Genomic DNA, 17,674 nt, shown 5'->3' on the forward strand with positions numbered 1-17,674 from the left:
CCGTGCACTTGGCGCGGAGGGCGGTCATCCGGGAACTGCGCGACAAAACCGTCATCGTCACCGGAGCAAGCAGCGGAGGGCAACGTCAAACATGGGGAATATGTTCGCAGACTAGCGCCTCTATTCGGCTGAGGAAGGGGCTAACACCTGCGGTGTAGCCATTGTCTGAGGTGATCCGTCATTTCCGCTGACCCTGCCTTTGCAGAAAATATCAGATAATATATTCCACACACTGAGGCGAACGACACGATGGCGTAGGCGCAGAAGCATGGCTCGACTGGACGGCAAGGTGGTGATCGTAGTAGGGGCCGGCGCGAGCGGCGCGGGCATGAGCAATGGCCGGGCGGCCGCGCTCGCTTATGCGCGCGAAGGGGCCAAGGTCCTTGCCATCGATGCCGACGCAGCATCGTTGGAGGTTACACGGACGCAAGTGGCGGCAGAAGGCGGCGACTGCGCCGCCTTCACTGCCGATGTTACCTCGTCAGCCAGCGTGAGGGCGGCCGTGGAGTTCGCACAGGACTCCTTCGGCGGTGCGATCGACGTCTTGCACAATAACGTCGGCGTCATCCGCAGCGGCGGTCCCGTCGAGCTCGACGAGGCGGATTGGGACTGGGCGGTGTCCACTAATCTGAAGTCGATGTTCCTGACCTGCAAATACGTGATCCCCGTCATGGAATCTCAGCGCCGGGGCGTCATCACCAACATCGGCTCGATCGCGGGCCTTCGCTACACCGGCGCTCCGATGCTGGCATATTCCACCACGAAAGGCGCAATTCCAGCCTTCACCCGGAGCGTGGCGCTGCAATACGCCGCCACCGGCATCCGGGCCAACTGCCTCCACCCTGGCGCCATCGACACGCCGATGCAGGAAGGCGCTGCACGCAGCACGTATGGCAAGGCGTTTGGCGAAAGCGATCTGGCGTTGCTGAGGGCGCGCCGGGAAGCGGCAATCCCGATGGGCCGGCTCGGCACCCCGTTCGAGGTTGCGTCGGTCGCGGTTTTTCTGGCCTCGGACGAAGCCAGCTACATCACCGGCGCCGAAATCATGGTGGATGGCGGCTACGTGCAGCTCGCCGGCTGAACCGGAGCCAAGTACCGGACGACCCGCCGTCTGATCGGGTCATGTCGCATGGGATGAGCGCGCGTTTGCACGGCGCGGCGGCACCTACAGGCTGGCGACCTTGAACTTTTCGACCACTGCGATCAGTGCGTCCTCGCCGCGCAGGCGCTGGGCGAAATGGGCATCCGCAACGGTCTGGCTGTTGCGCGTCAGGATCGCGATGATCAGCTCGGCGTGGTTGGCGGTCGAGCGCTGCCGGTACTCGTCCGTCTGCAGCCGGAGCGCCACCATATGCGCCCGCAGCACGAAATCGCGCATCTGGCAGCCGACCTCGTAGAGCTTGCGGTTGCCGGACAAGCGCAGCAGCTCGCGGTGGAAGGTCTCGTCGGCCTTGCCCCAGCCGTTGACATCCTGCCGGGCGAGCGCCTCCTCCATCTCGCGTGTCGCCCGGAACAGCGGCTCGACCTCTTCGCTGGATGGCCGCTTGCGGGCGAGGAGCGATACGGCCACGACCTCGAGGCCCGAGATCACCTGGTAGATCTCACGCATGTCGGCACTCGACAGCGGCAGGACGCGAATGCCCTTGCCGCGGGCGATCTCGATGAAGCCTTCGGACTGCAGACGCAGCAGTGCCTCGCGCACTGGCGTCCGGGACGTCTCCAGCTTCCGAGCAGTCTCGTTCTCGTCGATCAGCCCGCCCGGCGGGATCTCGCCTTCCTGGATCCAGTGTTTGATCGTGCGATAGGCTGTATCGTAGGCACGCGCCACGCGCTCATTCCCCTGCTGCCGAGTGCCGGACGTATAGCAGATTGCAGGCGGTGCCGAGACATGCTCGCGGCAGGTGTCGATCGCTCATGCTGCTTTATTCTTCCTTCTCGACGAAGGCAGCGTCCCGTTTTCGCAGAACCGCCGGCATCGTGAAGATTGCCAGGATGATGACGGCGAGCGCCAGAAGCACGGCCGACAGCGGTTCGGTGACGAAGACGGTGAAGTCGCCATCGGCGATCAGCATGGCCCGGCGGAAATATTCCTCCATCCAGGGACCGAGCACAAAGCCGAGCAGCAGCGGCGCCGGCTCGCAGCCGAGCACGGCCAGGAGGTAGCCGGCGAGGCCGAAAGCGGCCAGAAGCAGGATGCCGAAGGTACTGTTGTTGACGCTGTAGACGCCGATGCAGGCGACCACCACGATGGCGGGGAAGAGCAGCCGGTACGGCGCGCTGAGCAGCTTGATCCAGATCCGGATCAACGGAAGGTTCAGCACCAGGAGGACCAGGTTGCCGAACCACATGGAGACGATCAGGCCCCAGAAGAGCCGTGGGTTGGTCGTCGCGACCTCAGGGCCCGGCGTGATGTTGTGCATCATCATCGCGCCGATCATCAGTGCCATCACCGCATTGCCCGGGATGCCGAGCGTCAGCATCGGGATGAAGGAGGTCTGCGAGGCGGCGTTGTTGGCAGCCTCCGGCGCGGCGACGCCTTCGATTGCCCCCTTGCCGAAGGCGCCGGGCGTCCGGGAGATCTTCTTCTCCACGGCATAGGCGGTGAAGGACGAGAGCGTTGCCCCGCCGCCCGGCAGCAGGCCGAGGAATGAGCCGAGCGCGGTGCCGCGCAAGATCGCCGGCGCCATTCGCCCCAGCTGCTGCCGATCGGGGAAGAGGCCGTGCAGCTTGCTGGTCAGAACGTTCCTGTCGGTCGATGCGCCGGCATTGGTGATGACCTCGGTGATGCCGAAGAGGCCCATCGACACGGCGACGAAGTCGATGCCGTCGAAGAGCTCCGACAGACCGAACGTGTAGCGCTGGCCGCCTGATGTGACGTCCGTCCCGACGAGCCCGAGCAGCAGCCCGAGGAGGATCATGCCAAGCGCCTTGATCATCGAGCCGTGGGCGAGCGCGATCGCGCCGATCAGGCCGAGGACCATCAGCGAAAAGTATTCGGCCGGTCCGAACTGGAAGGCGACGGTCGCCAGCACCGGGGCGAAGCCGGCGATGAGGAAGGTGGAGACGGTGCCGGCGAAGAAGGAGCCGATCGCGGCGGTGGCGAGTGCTGTGCCGGCCTGGCCTTGCTTGGCCATCTGATGGCCGTCGAGGCAAGTGACGACGGACGCGGATTCGCCCGGGATGTTCACGAGGATCGACGTCGTCGAGCCGCCATACTGCGAGCCGTAGAAGATGCCGGCCAGCATGATCAGGGCGAGTTCCGGCTGCAGCCCATAGGTCAGCGGCAGCAGCATGGCGATGGTGGCGACCGGGCCGAGCCCCGGAAGCACGCCGATCGCGGTCCCCAGTAGCGTTCCGATCAGCGCGTAGAACATGCCCTCCAGGCTGATCGCCGTCTGGAAGCCGAGCGATAGATTGGCAAAGATGTCCATCTCGTTCGCTCCCGTTAGCTCAGGAGGGCCGGGAACGCCTGGATCGGCAGTCCCAGAGCCACCACGAACAGGAGGTAGGCGATGATCGCCAGTCCGGCTCCGGCGGCGACAATCTGCGTCAGCGGCGTCTCGGGATCGGCCTTCGCGGCGATGACGAAGGTGATGAAGGTCGACAGCGGCAGGCCGAGGATCGGAAGCAGGACATAGAAGGCCAGCAGCGAGGCGAGGATCAGAAGTACGGCGCGCAGTCTCAGATTGACGCTCTCGGCTCCGATATCCGAGCGAAGCGCTTGAGCGATCACGAAGACGCCGAGAACCGCCAGGAGAATGCCGATGCAAAGCGGGAAATAGCCCGTTCCCATCTCGGAGGCGCTGCCGATGTCGTAGCCCGAGGCGGTGACGGCGAAGGCCGCTCCGGCGGCGACGAAGACGCCGCCGCTGACGAGATCCCGGTTCAGTCTGATATTCACCTCTGGCGTCCTCGGCTGGAAAGGCAGGAGGGCCGGCCGACGCGAACGCCGGCCGGCCTGGCGCATCTCGGCGCCTTACCTCGCCTTGATCCCGGCCTTGGCGATCAGCGCGCCGAAGCGGTCATATTCCTTCTGGTTGAAGGCGGTGAAGGCGTCGACGTCCATGGTCTCGATGGTGCCGCCGAACTCGGCGAGCCGCTTCTTCACCGGCGCGTGGGCCAGCACCTTGTTGAGGCTGCCATTGATCTGGTCGACGACTTCGCGCGGCGTGCCGCCGGTCGTATAGAGCGCGTACATCACCTGGATCGCTACGTCCGGATAGCCGGCCTCCGCGATCGTCGGCACGTCCGGCATCTCCGGCAGACGCTGCGGGCTGGTGACCGCGAGCGGCTTCAGATTGCCGGCCTTGATCTGCTCGAGCGCGGCCGGAACCGTGTCGAAGGTCATCTGGATCTTGCCGGCGATGATGTCGATCTGGGTCTGGCTGGCGCCCTTGTAGGGGATGTGCACCGACTTCACGCCCGCCGAGAGGTTGAACTGCTCGGCCAGGATGACATGCGTCGAGCCGAAGCCGGACGAGCCGTATTTCACCTTGCCCGGATTGGCCTTCATGTAGTCGACCAGTTCGGCGACGCTGTTGATGCCCATGTCCTTGTTGATGACGAGGACATTGGGCACGAGCGCGATCAGGCCGACCGGCTGCAGGTCCTTGAGCGTATCGTAGCCGAGCTTGATCAGGTGCGGCGCGATCGACACCGACGTGCTGGCGGCAACAAGCAGCGCATAGCCGTCCTTCTCGGCCTTCGCCGTGACGTCGGCCGCGATCGTGTTCGAGGCGCCCGGCCGGTTCTCGATGACGAAGGGCTGGCCGGTTTGCTCGGTGAAAGCCTGGCCGAGAAGCCGGGCGAGCGTGTCACTGCCGCCGCCCGGATTGGCGCCGACCAGAATGCGGACGGATTTGCTCGGCCACTCCTGCGCCTGAGCCGGCAAGGCGCCGGTCGCGACGGAGGCGGCTGCGATACAAGCGACCGCGGCGAACTGCACGAGTCTGCGCGTGAACATGGGTCCTGCTCCCTTGGCACTGTTGTCGTTGAAGATGTCCCATGCCGGCATGGGCTGGCTGTGGCACTCCGATCGGGGGAGCCGACCGGAGGCTGAGGCAAGACCCGGATGAAGCCGGGCGTGATGCGTGGGGGAGGGCGCTACATGCCGTGCATGGTGAACTGCGGGACGTAGCTCATCAGCAGAAGCACGATGATGCCGACGGCATAGAAGGGCAGCAACTCCTTCACCGTCTGGCCGATCGAGGCCTTTGACAGCATGCTGCCGATGAACAGCGTGGTGCCGACGGGCGGCGTGTAGAGGCCGATCGCCAGGTTCACCACCATCATGATGCCGAGCTGGACGAGATCGATGCCGTAGGCGTTGGCCATCGGCACGAAGAGGGGCGCCAAGAGCAGCACGGCGGCCGGAAGGTCGATGAACATCCCGGCGACGAACATCATCACGTTCATCAAGAGGATGACCGACCACTTCGCCTCGAAGTTGCTCTGGGCCCAGTTGAGGAAGCGCTCCGGGATCTGCTCGATCGTCAGGATGAAGCCGACCGATGTGGACGCCATGATCAAGAGCAGCACAACGCCCGTGGCGACACCTGCGGTGTAGACGCTCTCCTTCAGCCGCTCCCAAGTCAGGTCGCGATAGAACAGGCCGGAAACGAGCATGGCATACACGACCGCCGCGGTACTGATCTCGGTTGGCGTCAGCACGCCGAAGCGCAGCGACAGGAGCACCAGGACGGGCATCAGCAAGGCGGGTGCTGCATAGACGGCGCGGCTGGCCATCTGGCTCCACTGCACCGGCGTGCGGTCGTAGGGAAAGCCGCGCAGACGGGCGCTGATGTTGCAGACAGCCATGAAGCCGACTGCCAGCATGACGCCGGGCAGAAGACCTGCGAAGAACAGCGCGCCGATCGAAGCGCCCGACACCAGCGAGTAGAGGATGAGAGGGATAGAGGGGGGGATCAGGATGTCAATCGTTGAGGCAGCCGCGATTGTCGCGCCGCAGAACGCCCTGGGATAACCCATGCGCACCTGCCAGGGGATGAGCATACCGCCCAGTGCGGTGGCGTCCGCAACCGCCGAGCCGGAAACGCCGCCGAACAGGGTGGACCCCAGCACCGAGACCTGCGCATGGCCGCCGCGGAACCGCCCGACGAGATCGGTGGCGAAGTCGATCAGGTGACGTCCCAGCTTGCCGCTCATCATCAGGGTCGCGGCCATGACGAAGAAGGGGATCGCTACCAGCGGGAAGCTCTGCGTGGGCAGGAACAGCTGCTGGATGATCGCGAAAGGCGACATGAAGTCCGACGTCAGCACGCCCACCGTAGCGCCGATGATCAGGGCGTGCGCCACAGGGAAGGAGAGTGCGAGGAGAAGCGCGAAGATGAGACCGGCGATAATGCTCATGTAACGGCCGCTCCCGGGTCGGCGAGATCAACTACGACACGCTCGTGTCCGACGATGAGACGCACGATTGCCGTGAGGCTGCAGACCGCGACGAGGGCAAGGCCTGCCGTCAGCGCGCCATAGCCGACGCTCATCGGGATTTGCAGCACCGGACTGGTCTGGTCATTGGCGATAACCGCGTTCTGATAAGCGTACCAGGCGAGCAGCAGGTAGGTTGCGGCCGTGACGACATGGATGATGATGGATAGGACGCGACGACCTGCCGGGGGCAGCAGGCTCAGGAGCATCTGCGTGGCGACATGGACGCCCATGCGCGCCGCCTGGACGATGCCGGCGACCACGAAAAAGGCGAAAAGCACCTCCGTCAGGTCGGGCGCGGCGTTCAGGCCGCTCTCCAAGAGGTAGCGCATGGCGGCGACGAGGGTGAGCAGGGCCAGCATCGCCAGCCCCGTCACCAGCATCACCGCGTTGCATAGCCACTCTATCCCGCGCTCGACGGTGCGAGCGAGGACGAGCGGCATCGGCGCAGAGGCCATGGGGAGTCTCCCGATGATGAGGCTGCGCGATTAAGCGCGCGCAGCCCTGAGCTTCTTGACGAAATCGCCGAAGGGCTTCTTCTCCCATTCGTCCCAGACGACTTCCGTCGCCTTGACGAAGGGTGCCGTGTCGACGTCGTTGACGGTGATGCCCTCCATCGAGCCGAATTCCTTGGCGAGCTGCTCTTCCTGCTCGGCCATGGTCTGGCGCTGGTAGTCGCGCGCCTCGGTTGCGGCCTGCCGGACGAGCTCGCGGTCGGCCTCGGGCACGCGGGCCATGGCCGTCTTGCTGGCGAGCAGCGTTGTCACCTCGTATTTGTGCTTGGTGAGGCTCAGGAACTTCTGGACCTCGTAGAACTTGGCCGCCTTGATATTGGCGAGCGGGTTCTCCTGCCCGTCGACGACGCCGCTCTGCAGCGCGAGATAGACCTCGCCATAGGAGATCTGCTGCGGGTTTGCGCCCATGGCCGAGAACATCTCGACCGTAGTCGGATCAAGCGGCGTGCGGATCTTCAGATGCCGCAGATCCTCGGGCGTGGTGATCGCACGCTTGCTGTTGGTGGTCTGGCGGATGCCGTTGCACCACCAGCCGAGATGCACCAGGCCCTTCTCCTCGATCTTGGCGACGAGCTCCTGTCCGGCCGGGCCGTCCATCGCAGCCCAGGCGGTCTGAAGGGTCGAGAACAGGAAGGGCAGGCCGATCGCGGCGACCTCCGGCACGATAGAGAGCAGAGCACCCTGGCCGAGCGCCCCGAAGTCGAGCGTGCTGGTCCGCAAGCCCGCCATGTTGCTGTTCTCGTTGCCGAGCTGCTCGGACGGCGCCACGTTGACCGTCACGCGGCCTTCCGTCTTGGCCTTCACCAGCTCGGCGAACTTCTTGGCGCCGAGGCCCTTCGGGCTGCTCTCCGGCGAGTTGTGCGCCAGCGTCAGCCGGACCGAGGACTGCGCCTGCGCGCGTCCGATGACGGCCGGCATCCACAGAGCGGCGGCACCGGTGACGCCGAGGCCGAGCACCAGCTTCCTTCGTACTGTATCCATCTGCTTCTCCTCCCCATGAATCGGTTGACGTTCCCGCAACCGTGAAACTGCGCCCTGCTCCCCTCCCGGAGTCAGTGCGTCAGGCGATAGACACGGCGTGCCGTGCCGGCGAAGAGCGCGGCGCGCTCCTCGGCATTCATCTCGGCGGTGATGCGCTTGAAGGCGTTCCAGAGAACGGCGTAGCTGCAGGTGCCCTTGTCGACCGGAAAGTTGGAACCGAACATGCACCGCTCGGCGCCGAAGAGCGCGATGCAGGTCTCGACATACGGCGCCCAGGCATTGGCGAGATCCCGCGACGAGGGCGGCTGCGGCCGATCAACAAAGCCGAAGCCGAACAGGCGCATGCCGAGCCCGGTCAGCTTGACGCGGACGTTGGGACAGCCGGCGAGCCTGCGCATCCCGGCATGCCAGTCGGTGAAGACGGTGTCGCGCTTGGACCTGTAGGGGCCGATGCCGATGGGCCCGCCGATATGATCCACGACGAAGGTGAGGTCCGGATTGGCTTGCACGAGATCGAGCAACTGGCCGAGCTGCGTGTGGTAGACAAAGACGTCGAGCGAGAGCCCCCGCGCCGCAAGGACGCGCAGGCCCTTGTGGAATCGCGCGTCCGACAGGAGATCGGGCGGCGGCGACGCCAATGATGCGCGTGCGGCCGGGTCGGCGTGCCATGCCGCGATCTGCCGGACACCGCGCAGACGACCCTGCGCCGCAGCCTGCTCCGCGGCGATGACCGCCTCCGCCTCAGGCGACGTCAGATCGACATGGCCGACGATGGCCGCGCTGACTGAGGTCGCAACCTGCGCGTCGATACCTCCGGCCACACCGGCGGCGAACGCGACCTCGCCGACCGGCCGGAATTCGACTGGGCCGTCACTGCGGTAATGCGTGCCGCATTCGATGAAGACGCTGGAAACGATCCGGTGTCCGGCAGCCGCGTCGTTCAGGAAGTCGGCCGCGCCATACGGGTTCTCCGGCCTGTCCCACAGGTGATGATGGGAATCGACGATCTCCAAGCCAGGATCGAGGGCCACCTCGCTGTGCTGCGACAGCCAGGCAGGTCGAACCGGGTGATGCGGCGAGAGGGTGCCGGCTTGCAGGCTCACGTGGCGATCCCGTTCAGTCCGTGAATGCGTCGGCGCGGACGCTGGCTGCGTAACGAAGATCGCTGGTTGCGGCGGGGTTCACGACAGGCTTCCTACCTCGCGTCAAATATATTTAGACATTATCTGTTATCCCGCCGGACGCAAGACCCTTGCACGGCTATGCTATTCGAAAATCTACGAACAAAGAATTTTTCGAGGGATTTTAGTAACATAGGAGTGTCGCATCCTCTGTCGCCCAGAATCAGGTGGTCAACCCGTCCTCAAAAAATATCTCTTGATATATTCAAAGTGCGTGTTTAGGGCTGAGGTTGGCGTCTTGGAGCGGACGCGACCGACATTCCCGACTGCATTGTAAGGGCGGAGCGATATGAAGAAGTACGATGTCGTTGTTGTGCATGGTGACGGTATTGGTCGCGAGGTCTGCCAGGCGGCTCTCGACGTGATCCAGGCCATTCCTGACGTCTCGTCCGCCTTCAACTTCCGGGATCTTCCGGCTGGCGCCGGCGAGTACCTGAAGTCCGGCAGCGTCTTCCCCGACGAGACCTTCGAAGCTTGCAAGGCGTCGGATGCCGTCCTGCATGGTGCGACCGGCATCCCGGAGGTCACCTATGCTGACGGTACCGAGGTCGGCATCGAGTTCGGCCTGCAGATGCGCTTCCGGCTCGACCTCTACGCCAACATCCGTCCGATCAAGCTGCGTCCCGGCATCACCTCGCGCCTGCGAGATCGTAAGCCCGGCGACATCGACTACGTCATCGTGCGCGAGAACACCGAAGGCCTTTATGCCGCGCGCGGCAACGGCGTGATCCTGCGCGACGAGCTGGCAGTCGATACGCTGACGATGACCCGCAAGGGCATCGAGCGCATCTGCCGTAGCGCTTTCGAGCTGGCTCGCAGCCGTAACGGAGCGCCGTCCGACGGCAAGCGCCGCGTGACCTGCTGCGACAAGGCCAACGTCCTTCGGTCCTACGCCTTCTTCCGCAAGGTCTTCAACGAGGTCGGTGAGGAGTATCCCGATATCGAGAAGGACTACGCCTATGCCGACGCGATGACCTGCCATCTGATCGAGCGGCCGGGATTCTACGACGTCATCGTCACCGAGAACATGTTCGGCGACATCATCTCCGATCTCGCGGCGGTCACCGTCGGCAGCATGGGTATGTCGCCCTCTGCCGAACTTGGCGAGCGCAACGGCTTCTTCCAGGCCGCGCACGGCTCGGCGCCGACGATCGCCGGCCAGAACATCGCCAATCCCTACGGCTCGATCCTGTCGGCGGCCTCAATGCTCGAATGGCTCGGGCAACGCCATAGAGACGAGCGCCTGGGACGTGCGGCTGCCCAGATCGACCGCGCCGTCAACGCTGCCATGGGCTCGCCCAAAGGCCTGACGCGCGACCTCGGCGGCAATGCCTCGACGAGCGGGATCGCGGAACTGGTGATCCAGAACCTGCCGGCCGCGCTGGACGAAGCCGCCGCTTAATCGCTGCGGGTCGGCGGTGGCGGGCGCCCTGCGTCCGTCACACCGCTAATTCGCAAGGGAGGGATCAGGGATGGCAAAGAGAAAAGCAGCGATCATCGGCTCGGGCAATATCGGCACCGACCTGATGATCAAGATCGCCCGCAAGGCCAGGCACATCGAGATGGCGGCCATGGTCGGCGTCGATCCCGCCTCGGAAGGCCTCGCCCGGGCGAAGCGGCTCGGCTACTTCGCCACGCATGAGGGTCTCGACGGTCTACGCCGCAGCGAGATCTATGCCGAGATCGACATCGTCTTCGACGCGACATCGGCGAAGGCGCATGTTCGCCATGCCGAGCAGCTGGCGAAGGACGGCAAGAAGGTCATCGACCTTACGCCGGCGGCGATCGGCCCCTATGTCATTCCGCCGGTCAATCTCGACGCCAATGTCGGCAGCGACAACATCAACATGGTCACCTGCGGCGGCCAGGCCACGATCCCGATCGTCGCGGCGGTCTCGCGTGTCGGCAAGGTCGACTATGCCGAGATCGTTGCCTCGATCGCCTCGAAGTCCGCCGGTCCCGGCACGCGCGCCAATATCGACGAATTCACCGAAACGACCTCGAAGGCGATCGAGACAGTGGGCGGCGCCGAGCGGGGGAAGGCGATCATTGTCCTCAATCCGGCAGAGCCGCCGATGATCATGCGCGACACGGTCTACTGCCTGACGCAGTCGACGGACAAGGAGGCCATCCGCGCCTCGGTCGCGGCCATGGTCGAGACGGTCAAGGCATATGTTCCGGGCTACCGGCTGAAGCAGGAGCTGCAGTTCGAGACGATCAGTCACAACGAGCCGCTGCAGATCCCGGGGCTAGGGCCGCGCTCCGGCCTGAAGGTCACGGCCTTCCTCGAGGTGGAGGGGGCCGGCCACTACCTGCCGGCCTATGCCGGCAACCTCGACATCATGACCTCGGCCGCGCTCGCGGCGGCGGAGCGGATGGTCGAGCGGCACATGGGAGAGACCGAGTGATGGCGGACAAGCTCTACATCCAGGACGTCACCTTGCGCGACGGCATGCATGCCATCCGCCATCAGTACGATCTGGAGACGGCAGCGGCGATCGCAAAGGCGCTGGATGATGCCAAGGTCGACGCCATCGAGGTTGCCCATGGCGACGGGCTGGCGGGATCGAGCTTCAACTACGGCTTCGGGCGCCATTCCGATCTCGAATGGATCGAAGCGGTGGCCGCGTCCCTCAAGCACGCCAAGCTCACGACGCTGCTCCTACCGGGCATCGGCACCGTCCATGACCTGAAGGCGGCCAAGGATGCCGGCGTGCGCTCGGTGCGCGTGGCCACCCACTGCACCGAGGCCGATGTCGCGGCCCAGCACATCGCCTATGCCCGCTCGATCGACCTCGACGTCTCTGGCTTCCTGATGATGGCCCATATGCAGGAGCCGGCCGGTCTCGCCGAGCAGGCGTTGCTGATGGAGAGCTATGGCGCACACTGCGTCTACTGCACCGATTCCGCCGGTGCCCTGACTCAGAAGGGCGTCGCCGAGCGCGTCGATGCCCTGCGCCAGGCCCTGAAGCCTGAGACGCAGGTCGGCATCCATGCCCATCACAACCTGTCGCTGGGCGTTGCCAACTCCGTGACGGCGGTGGAGCATGGCGCCACTCGCGTCGACGCCTCGCTCGCCGGCATGGGGGCAGGGGCCGGCAATGCGCCGCTGGAGGTGTTCATCGCCGTCGCCGATCGTCTGGGGCTGAACCACGGCACCGATCTCTTCAAGCTGATGGATGCCGCCGACGATCTGGTGCGCCCGCTGCAGGACCGCCCGGTCCGTGTCGACCGTGAGACGCTCTCGATCGGCTATGCCGGCGTCTACTCGTCCTTCCTGCGCCATTCCGAGAAGGCCTCGTCGGTCTACGGCGTCGACGTGCGCGACATCCTGATCGAGCTCGGGCAGCGCCGCATGGTCGGCGGCCAGGAGGACATGATCGTCGACGTTGCGCTCGACCTGCTCGGGCAGCGCAAGAGCGCCTGATCGCTCCGGGTCCGGCCGTCACCACGCGGCCGGCCTTTCTCGCCTACGGTTGGAGGAGGACCGCCCGTTGGAAACGTCTGCACAAATCGCCATCGTCACGGGAGCCGGTTCGGGCATCGGCCGGCGAGCGGCGCTCGCCCTCGTCGAGGCCAGTTTTCACGTCGTCCTGGCCGGCCGGCGGGCAGAAGCGCTCGAGGAAACCGGCCGGATGGCCGCCAGCGCCGGCGAAGGTGCCGGCCGCACCCTGGCTGTCCCAACCGACGTCACCGATCCTACTGGTGTCGATCACCTGTTCCAGACGGCGGTCGAGACCTTCGGGCGCGTCGACCTCGTCTTCAACAATGCCGGCACCTTTGCCGGCGCGGGGGCTATCGACGCGATCGCCTATGACACCTGGCTGAACTCGATCGGCGTCAACCTGAACGGTGCCTTCCTGGTCGCCCAGGCCGCCTTCCGCACTATGAAGGCCCAAGCGCCGCAGGGCGGGCGCATCATCAACAACGGCTCGATCTCGGCGCATGTGCCGCGCCCGAATGCGATCGCCTACACCGCGGCGAAACACGCCATCACCGGCATGACCAAGTCGCTGGCCATCGAGGGCCGACCCTTCTCCATCGCGTGCGGGCAGATCGACATCGGCAACGCTGCGACCGACATGACGGTCGAGATGGGCAAGGGCATGCTGCAGGCAGACGGGCGCCTCCTCCCGGAGGCGACCTTTGACGCCGCCCATGTCGCCCAGACGATCGTCCACATGGCCAGGCTGCCGCTGAACGCGAACATCCCCTTCGTCACCGTGATGGCGACGACAATGCCCTATCTCGGCCGCGGCTGACGGAAGACATGAGCATGACGACCAAGCCGACCGAAACGCCGTCTGACAACCGCGAGAAGCGCCGCTTTCGCTCGCAGGACTGGTTCGACAACCGGGACCATATCGACATGACGGCGCTCTATCTCGAGCGCTTCATGAACTACGGCACGACGCCGGAGGAGCTGCGCTCGGGCAAGCCGATCGTCGGCATCGCCCAGAGCGGCAGTGACCTGACGCCGTGCAACCGCGTCCATGTCGACCTGGTGAAGCGCATCCGCGACGGCATCCGCGATTCCGGCGGTATCCCGATCGAGTTCCCGACCCATCCGATCTTCGAGAACTGCAAGCGCCCGACCGCAGCGCTCGATCGTAACCTCGCCTATCTCGGCCTCGTCGAGATTCTCTACGGCTACCCCTTCGACGCCGTGGTGCTGACGACGGGCTGCGACAAGACCACGCCCTCCGCGCTGATGGCGGCGGCCACCGTCGACATCCCTGCCATCGTCCTTTCCGGCGGGCCGATGCTCGACGGCTGGCACGAGGCGCAGCTTGCCGGCTCCGGCATGGTCATCTGGCAGGCCCGCCGCAAGCTCGCCAAGGGCGAGATCGACGAGGACGAGTTCCTCGACATGGCGATGGATTCGGCGCCCTCGCTTGGCCACTGCAACACGATGGGCACCGCCTCCACCATGAACGGCATGGCCGAGGCGCTCGGCATGTCGCTGACCGGCTGCGCGGCGATCCCGGCGCCGTACCGCGCACGCGGTCAAATGGCCTATCGTACCGGAAGGCGCATCGTCGACATGGCCTATGAGGACTTGCGCCCGTCGAAGATCCTGACGCGCGCCGCCTTCATCAACGCGATCCGCACCAACACGGCGATCGGCGGCTCGACCAATGCGCCGCCGCACCTCATCGCAATGGCGCGCCATGCCGGCGTCGAGCTGACGATGGACGACTTCCAGGCCGAGGGCTACGACATCCCGCTGCTCGCCAATGTGCAGCCAGCCGGCGCCTATCTCGGTGAGCGCTTCCACCGCGCCGGCGGCATCCCGGCGGTGATGTACGAACTGCTGCAGCAGGGGCTGCTCGACGGCGACTGCCTGACGGTCAGCGGCCGGACCATGACCGAGAACCTCGCCGGCCGCGAGAGCCGCGATCGCGAGGTCATCCTGCCCTTCGGTCGGCCGATGATGCAGAACGCCGGCTTCTTCTCGCTGTCCGGCAATCTCTTCGACAGCGCCATCCTGAAGACCAGCGTCATCAATGCCGAGTTCGAGGCGCGCTACCTCGCCGATCCGGAGCATCCCAGGGTTTTCCAAGCGCGCGCCATCGTCTTCGACGGCTCGGAGGACTACCACGCCCGCATCAACGATCCGGCGCTCGACATCGACGAGCGCTGCATCCTCGTCGTGCGCGGCGCCGGCCCGCTCGGCTGGCCGGGCGCGGCGGAGGTCGTCAACATGCAGCCGCCGGACGCGCTGCTCCAGCGCGGCATCAACAGCCTGCCGACGCTCGGCGACGGCCGCATCTCCGGCACCTCCGACAGCCCGTCGATCGTCAACGCCTCGCCGGAATCGGCGGCCGGCGGCGGCCTCGCCTGGCTGCGGACCGGCGACACCATCCGCATCGACCTGAACGCCCGGCGCTGCGACATGCTGGTGGACGAGGCCGAGATCGAGCGCCGCCGAGCCGACGGCACGCCGCCCGTGCCGGCGAGCGCGACGCCCTGGCAGGCGCTTTACCGCCAGACGGTCGGCCAACTCGACACCGGCGCCTGCCTCGAAGAAGCGCTGGAGTTCCAGCAGATCGCCAGGACGCTGCCGCGCCACAACCACTGACGAGGTCTACCGATGCCGCTGAAGCCCCTGCGCCAACGCCTGCGCGACAGCGAGCCGCTGCTCGCGACCTTCTCCATCCTGCGCTCGGCCGAGAGCGTCGAGATCGTCGCGCTGGCGGGCTTCGACGCCATCATCCTCGATCTTGAGCATGGGCCGTACGGGGTCGAGACGCTAGGGCCGCTCATCCTGGCGGCGCACGCGCGCGGCATCCACGCCATTGCACGCGTCCTTAAGAACGATGCCGCGATGATCGGCGCCGTGCTGGACGCCGGCGCGGACGGCGTGCTGGTGCCGCAGGTCTCGACGCCGACGGAGGCGCAGGCCGTCGTTGCGGCCGCACGCTTCGCACCAGAGGGCGCACGCGGCGCCAATTCCTGGGTGCGCGCCGCCGGTTTCAACGGGACGCCGGAATGGTTCGCGCGCGCGAATGCCGAGGTCGCGGTGATCGTGATGATCGAGGGGCGGACCGGAGCCGATAATGCCGAAGCGATCATGGCGACGCCTTCGCTCGACGGCGTCTTCCTCGGTCCCGTCGACCTGTCGCACGCGCTCGGCGTGCCCGGCCAGATCGATCACCCTCTTGTGCTGGACAAGATGACTGGAGTGATCGACGAAGCGAAGCGACATTCTCTCGCCACCGCAGTCTTCGCGCCGACTCCGCAAGGCGCTCGGCGCTGGATGGAGCTTGGCGTCCGGCTGGTCGCATGCGGTGTCGACACAGGCCACCTGTTCCAAGCACTGAGGAGCGCTGCCGCGGCAGTTCGATAGAAGTCCTCTTTCGGCCAGCCGTGTCAGCACCAACTTCATGGCGTCCCTCCGCAATGCGCCGACTTGAGCGGCCGACCACTTCACGCCTTGAAACGGTCGCAGGCGGTAAGCCGCACCGTATGTGCCTCCATGGAGCCGCCGTAGATCTCCTGGCGGAGGAAGGCGTCCTCCTCGTCGTAGGCATCCTCTTCGACCTCCCGCCACCAGCACTTCGGCCGGCCGTCGGAACCGTCCGACCAGCGGTACCCCCGCTGCTTCAGGACGTCCTTCGTGTGGAACGGGGAGCCGATGGCGTAGATGCGGAGGCGGGCACGTTCGACGGAACCGAGCAACTGGGCGAACGGGGCCTGGACGCCGTCGACACGGGAGGTACCCGCGAGCACTTCCAGCAGAGCATGGCAGTCGTCGACGGCCCGATGTCCGTTGTGGAAGTGACCCGCTTGTCCGACGAGGTAGCCGAGCTTGGTTCCCTCGAAGCCGAGGGATGTCCAGTCGACTCCCGAGACGGAACAGGCCCACGGTTTCACGTCGAACCCGCGCGCGAGCTTTTCGCAGAAGGGACGGTCGAAGCGCGCGTTGTGCGCGATCACGAGATCGGCTGGCTCGACGAAGCGCTCGACGGCGTCGAGGTCGATGGACTGTCCGCGCACCATGTCGTCGTTGATGCCGGTGATCCGGGTGATCTCGGCAGCGATCGGCTGGTTCGGCTCACGCAGCCCCGAATACACTCCGACGACGTCACGGATCCCGACATCGTCATATGTGAACGCGACCATGCCGAGCTCGATGACTTCATGCGCGGCATGGTCCAGCCCCGTCGTCTCCGTGTCGAGGACGACGCCGAGCTTCAGCCCGCCCGGCCAGGGGGAGGGCATCGGCGCCGCCGGCCGGCGCACCAGTTGCCGAAGCACGCGGTAGCGGCCGGTCTCCTCCAGGCGGCGGGCCATCTCCTCGTCGGAAAGCGGCGTCGGGAGCGAGAGGAAACCGATCCGGGAACGACGCGCCGAGGCATACGTGTCCCGCACGGGCAGGACGTCGTCGTTGGCCGCGGCGTCGGCGAAGAGGTCGCCCTGCCTGTCGGCGGTCGCGGTCAGCCGGGCCATCAGGGTTTCTCCGGGAGACGCGGCCCTGTCGGGCCGTGCGAGAAGAGGCGTGAACGGTTGGGCGCCATGGTGGCGGCACCATGGCCGAGAGGGGCGCTCCGCGCAATGCGCTGACCGCGCACTGCCCCGATGTTCCGTTGCCAATCGGCGGTTGCCTCAAGGATCGGCTAAGCCGTCGTGCAGGGCCGAGACCGAGGAGACCGGGCGCGAGGAATGCCCATAAGCGGCCACGTTGCCTCCATCGGCCCCGCGAACTTGCCTTTCAGGCATAACGCGACACCGTGAGGAGCGGTAGCCCGTCCAGCCTGACGAGACGTCTGACGGATTTTGGCGTGACGACGCTTCAATGGGAGCGGCTGCTTCACCGCAGCCTGCGGACCGACGCAGCGGTGATCCGGCCGTTGTGAAGAACCGCAGCCTCGATCGGGTCCTCATTCCCCGGCCGCTCCAAGCTCCTCGGATCCTGATGGCGTGTACGTTCTGCTCTCTGCTGCGACGTATCTTCGCAGCCCTTGTGAGCCGCAGTGGACGAACGGCAAGCGCCGTTGACTCCAAATCTAGACCTGGAACAGAACAGGAACATATTGTCTGCCCGAG

The 17,674-nt window shown here is 65.7% G+C and carries 16 protein-coding genes; 7 read left to right on the forward strand and 9 right to left on the reverse strand.

What is annotated here, in order from left to right; translation table 11 throughout:
- Positions 1-268 precede the first annotated feature (268 nt).
- Positions 269-1,081, forward strand: coding sequence for an SDR family NAD(P)-dependent oxidoreductase (locus C0R46_RS03465; RefSeq protein WP_102958163.1), 813 nt, complete (start codon positions 269-271; stop codon positions 1,079-1,081).
- Positions 1,082-1,165: 84 nt separating this feature from the next.
- On the opposite strand, the gene C0R46_RS03470 is transcribed toward C0R46_RS03465, so the two are convergent.
- The 8 genes from C0R46_RS03470 to C0R46_RS03505 all read right to left on the reverse strand — a co-directional run bounded on the left by C0R46_RS03470 (position 1,166) and on the right by C0R46_RS03505 (position 9,046).
- Entirely contained in the window at positions 1,166-1,828 is a 663-nt protein-coding gene (locus C0R46_RS03470; protein ID WP_102958164.1) for a GntR family transcriptional regulator, read from the reverse strand.
- Positions 1,829-1,922: 94 nt separating this feature from the next.
- Entirely contained in the window at positions 1,923-3,431 is a 1,509-nt protein-coding gene (locus C0R46_RS03475) for a tripartite tricarboxylate transporter permease (protein WP_102958165.1), read from the reverse strand.
- Between the two features lie 14 nt (positions 3,432-3,445).
- Positions 3,446-3,901, reverse strand: coding sequence for a tripartite tricarboxylate transporter TctB family protein (locus C0R46_RS03480; protein WP_157944543.1), 456 nt, complete (start codon positions 3,899-3,901; stop codon positions 3,446-3,448).
- A gap of 75 nt (positions 3,902-3,976) precedes the next feature.
- On the reverse strand, positions 3,977-4,963 hold the full coding sequence (locus C0R46_RS03485) for a Bug family tripartite tricarboxylate transporter substrate binding protein (RefSeq protein WP_102958591.1): 987 nt from the start codon (positions 4,961-4,963) through the stop codon (positions 3,977-3,979).
- 140 nt (positions 4,964-5,103) lie between these two features.
- Positions 5,104-6,369, reverse strand: a complete 1,266-nt coding sequence (locus tag C0R46_RS03490) for a TRAP transporter large permease (protein ID WP_102958167.1) — start codon at positions 6,367-6,369, stop codon at positions 5,104-5,106.
- Entirely contained in the window at positions 6,366-6,905 is a 540-nt protein-coding gene (locus C0R46_RS03495) for a TRAP transporter small permease (RefSeq protein ID WP_102958168.1), read from the reverse strand. Before C0R46_RS03495 ends, C0R46_RS03490 begins: the two co-directional genes overlap by 4 nt.
- Before the next feature lie 30 nt (positions 6,906-6,935).
- Positions 6,936-7,943: a TRAP transporter substrate-binding protein gene (locus C0R46_RS03500; RefSeq protein WP_102958169.1), complete on the reverse strand. Its 1,008-nt coding sequence runs from the start codon at positions 7,941-7,943 to the stop codon at positions 6,936-6,938.
- Positions 7,944-8,014: 71 nt separating this feature from the next.
- The gene (locus C0R46_RS03505; RefSeq protein WP_198598225.1) at positions 8,015-9,046 is read right to left on the reverse strand and encodes an amidohydrolase family protein; all 1,032 of its coding nucleotides are present in this window, start codon (positions 9,044-9,046) and stop codon (positions 8,015-8,017) included.
- Between the two features lie 367 nt (positions 9,047-9,413).
- On the opposite strand from C0R46_RS03505, the gene C0R46_RS03510 reads away from it, so the two are divergent.
- From C0R46_RS03510 to C0R46_RS03535, 6 genes are all read left to right on the forward strand, one after another.
- On the forward strand, positions 9,414-10,526 hold the full coding sequence (locus C0R46_RS03510) for an isocitrate/isopropylmalate dehydrogenase family protein (protein WP_102958170.1): 1,113 nt from the start codon (positions 9,414-9,416) through the stop codon (positions 10,524-10,526).
- A gap of 70 nt (positions 10,527-10,596) precedes the next feature.
- On the forward strand, positions 10,597-11,532 hold the full coding sequence (locus tag C0R46_RS03515) for an acetaldehyde dehydrogenase (acetylating) (RefSeq protein ID WP_102958171.1): 936 nt from the start codon (positions 10,597-10,599) through the stop codon (positions 11,530-11,532).
- On the forward strand, positions 11,532-12,551 hold the full coding sequence (gene dmpG / locus C0R46_RS03520; RefSeq protein ID WP_102958172.1) for a 4-hydroxy-2-oxovalerate aldolase: 1,020 nt from the start codon (positions 11,532-11,534) through the stop codon (positions 12,549-12,551). The genes C0R46_RS03515 and dmpG overlap by 1 nt, the downstream gene beginning before the upstream one ends.
- 67 nt (positions 12,552-12,618) lie before the next feature.
- Positions 12,619-13,386, forward strand: a complete 768-nt coding sequence (locus tag C0R46_RS03525; protein ID WP_198598226.1) for an SDR family oxidoreductase — start codon at positions 12,619-12,621, stop codon at positions 13,384-13,386.
- A gap of 14 nt (positions 13,387-13,400) precedes the next feature.
- A complete protein-coding gene (locus C0R46_RS03530; RefSeq protein WP_102958594.1) occupies positions 13,401-15,206 on the forward strand; it encodes an IlvD/Edd family dehydratase in 1,806 nt (601 codons plus the stop codon).
- A 12-nt stretch (positions 15,207-15,218) separates the two neighbouring features.
- Positions 15,219-15,974, forward strand: a complete 756-nt coding sequence (locus C0R46_RS03535; protein WP_102958173.1) for an HpcH/HpaI aldolase family protein — start codon at positions 15,219-15,221, stop codon at positions 15,972-15,974.
- Between the two features lie 80 nt (positions 15,975-16,054).
- Here C0R46_RS03535 and C0R46_RS03540 read toward each other — a convergent pair whose 3' ends face one another.
- Positions 16,055-17,068: a 3'-5' exonuclease gene (locus tag C0R46_RS03540; RefSeq protein WP_425349858.1), complete on the reverse strand. Its 1,014-nt coding sequence runs from the start codon at positions 17,066-17,068 to the stop codon at positions 16,055-16,057.
- Between the last annotated feature and the right edge of the window lie 606 nt (positions 17,069-17,674).

The organism is Mangrovicella endophytica (genome assembly GCF_002893625.1).
Taxonomy (GTDB): Bacteria; Pseudomonadota; Alphaproteobacteria; order Rhizobiales; family Rhizobiaceae; genus Mangrovicella; species Mangrovicella endophytica.

Excerpts from the sequence above, each read along its gene's own strand:
- C0R46_RS03465 (WP_102958163.1), top strand. The coding sequence starts at position 269 with ATGGCTCGACTGGACGGCAAGGTGGTGATCGTAGTAGGGGCCGGCGCG.
- C0R46_RS03475 (WP_102958165.1), bottom strand. The coding sequence starts at position 3,431 with ATGGACATCTTTGCCAATCTATCGCTCGGCTTCCAGACGGCGATCAGC.
- C0R46_RS03485 (WP_102958591.1), bottom strand. The coding sequence starts at position 4,963 with ATGTTCACGCGCAGACTCGTGCAGTTCGCCGCGGTCGCTTGTATCGCA.
- C0R46_RS03490 (WP_102958167.1), bottom strand. The coding sequence starts at position 6,369 with ATGAGCATTATCGCCGGTCTCATCTTCGCGCTTCTCCTCGCACTCTCC.
- C0R46_RS03495 (WP_102958168.1), bottom strand. The coding sequence starts at position 6,905 with ATGGCCTCTGCGCCGATGCCGCTCGTCCTCGCTCGCACCGTCGAGCGC.
- C0R46_RS03500 (WP_102958169.1), bottom strand. The coding sequence starts at position 7,943 with ATGGATACAGTACGAAGGAAGCTGGTGCTCGGCCTCGGCGTCACCGGT.
- C0R46_RS03510 (WP_102958170.1), top strand. The coding sequence starts at position 9,414 with ATGAAGAAGTACGATGTCGTTGTTGTGCATGGTGACGGTATTGGTCGC.
- C0R46_RS03515 (WP_102958171.1), top strand. The coding sequence starts at position 10,597 with ATGGCAAAGAGAAAAGCAGCGATCATCGGCTCGGGCAATATCGGCACC.
- dmpG (WP_102958172.1), top strand. The coding sequence starts at position 11,532 with ATGGCGGACAAGCTCTACATCCAGGACGTCACCTTGCGCGACGGCATG.
- C0R46_RS03530 (WP_102958594.1), top strand. The coding sequence starts at position 13,401 with ATGACGACCAAGCCGACCGAAACGCCGTCTGACAACCGCGAGAAGCGC.
- C0R46_RS03535 (WP_102958173.1), top strand. The coding sequence starts at position 15,219 with ATGCCGCTGAAGCCCCTGCGCCAACGCCTGCGCGACAGCGAGCCGCTG.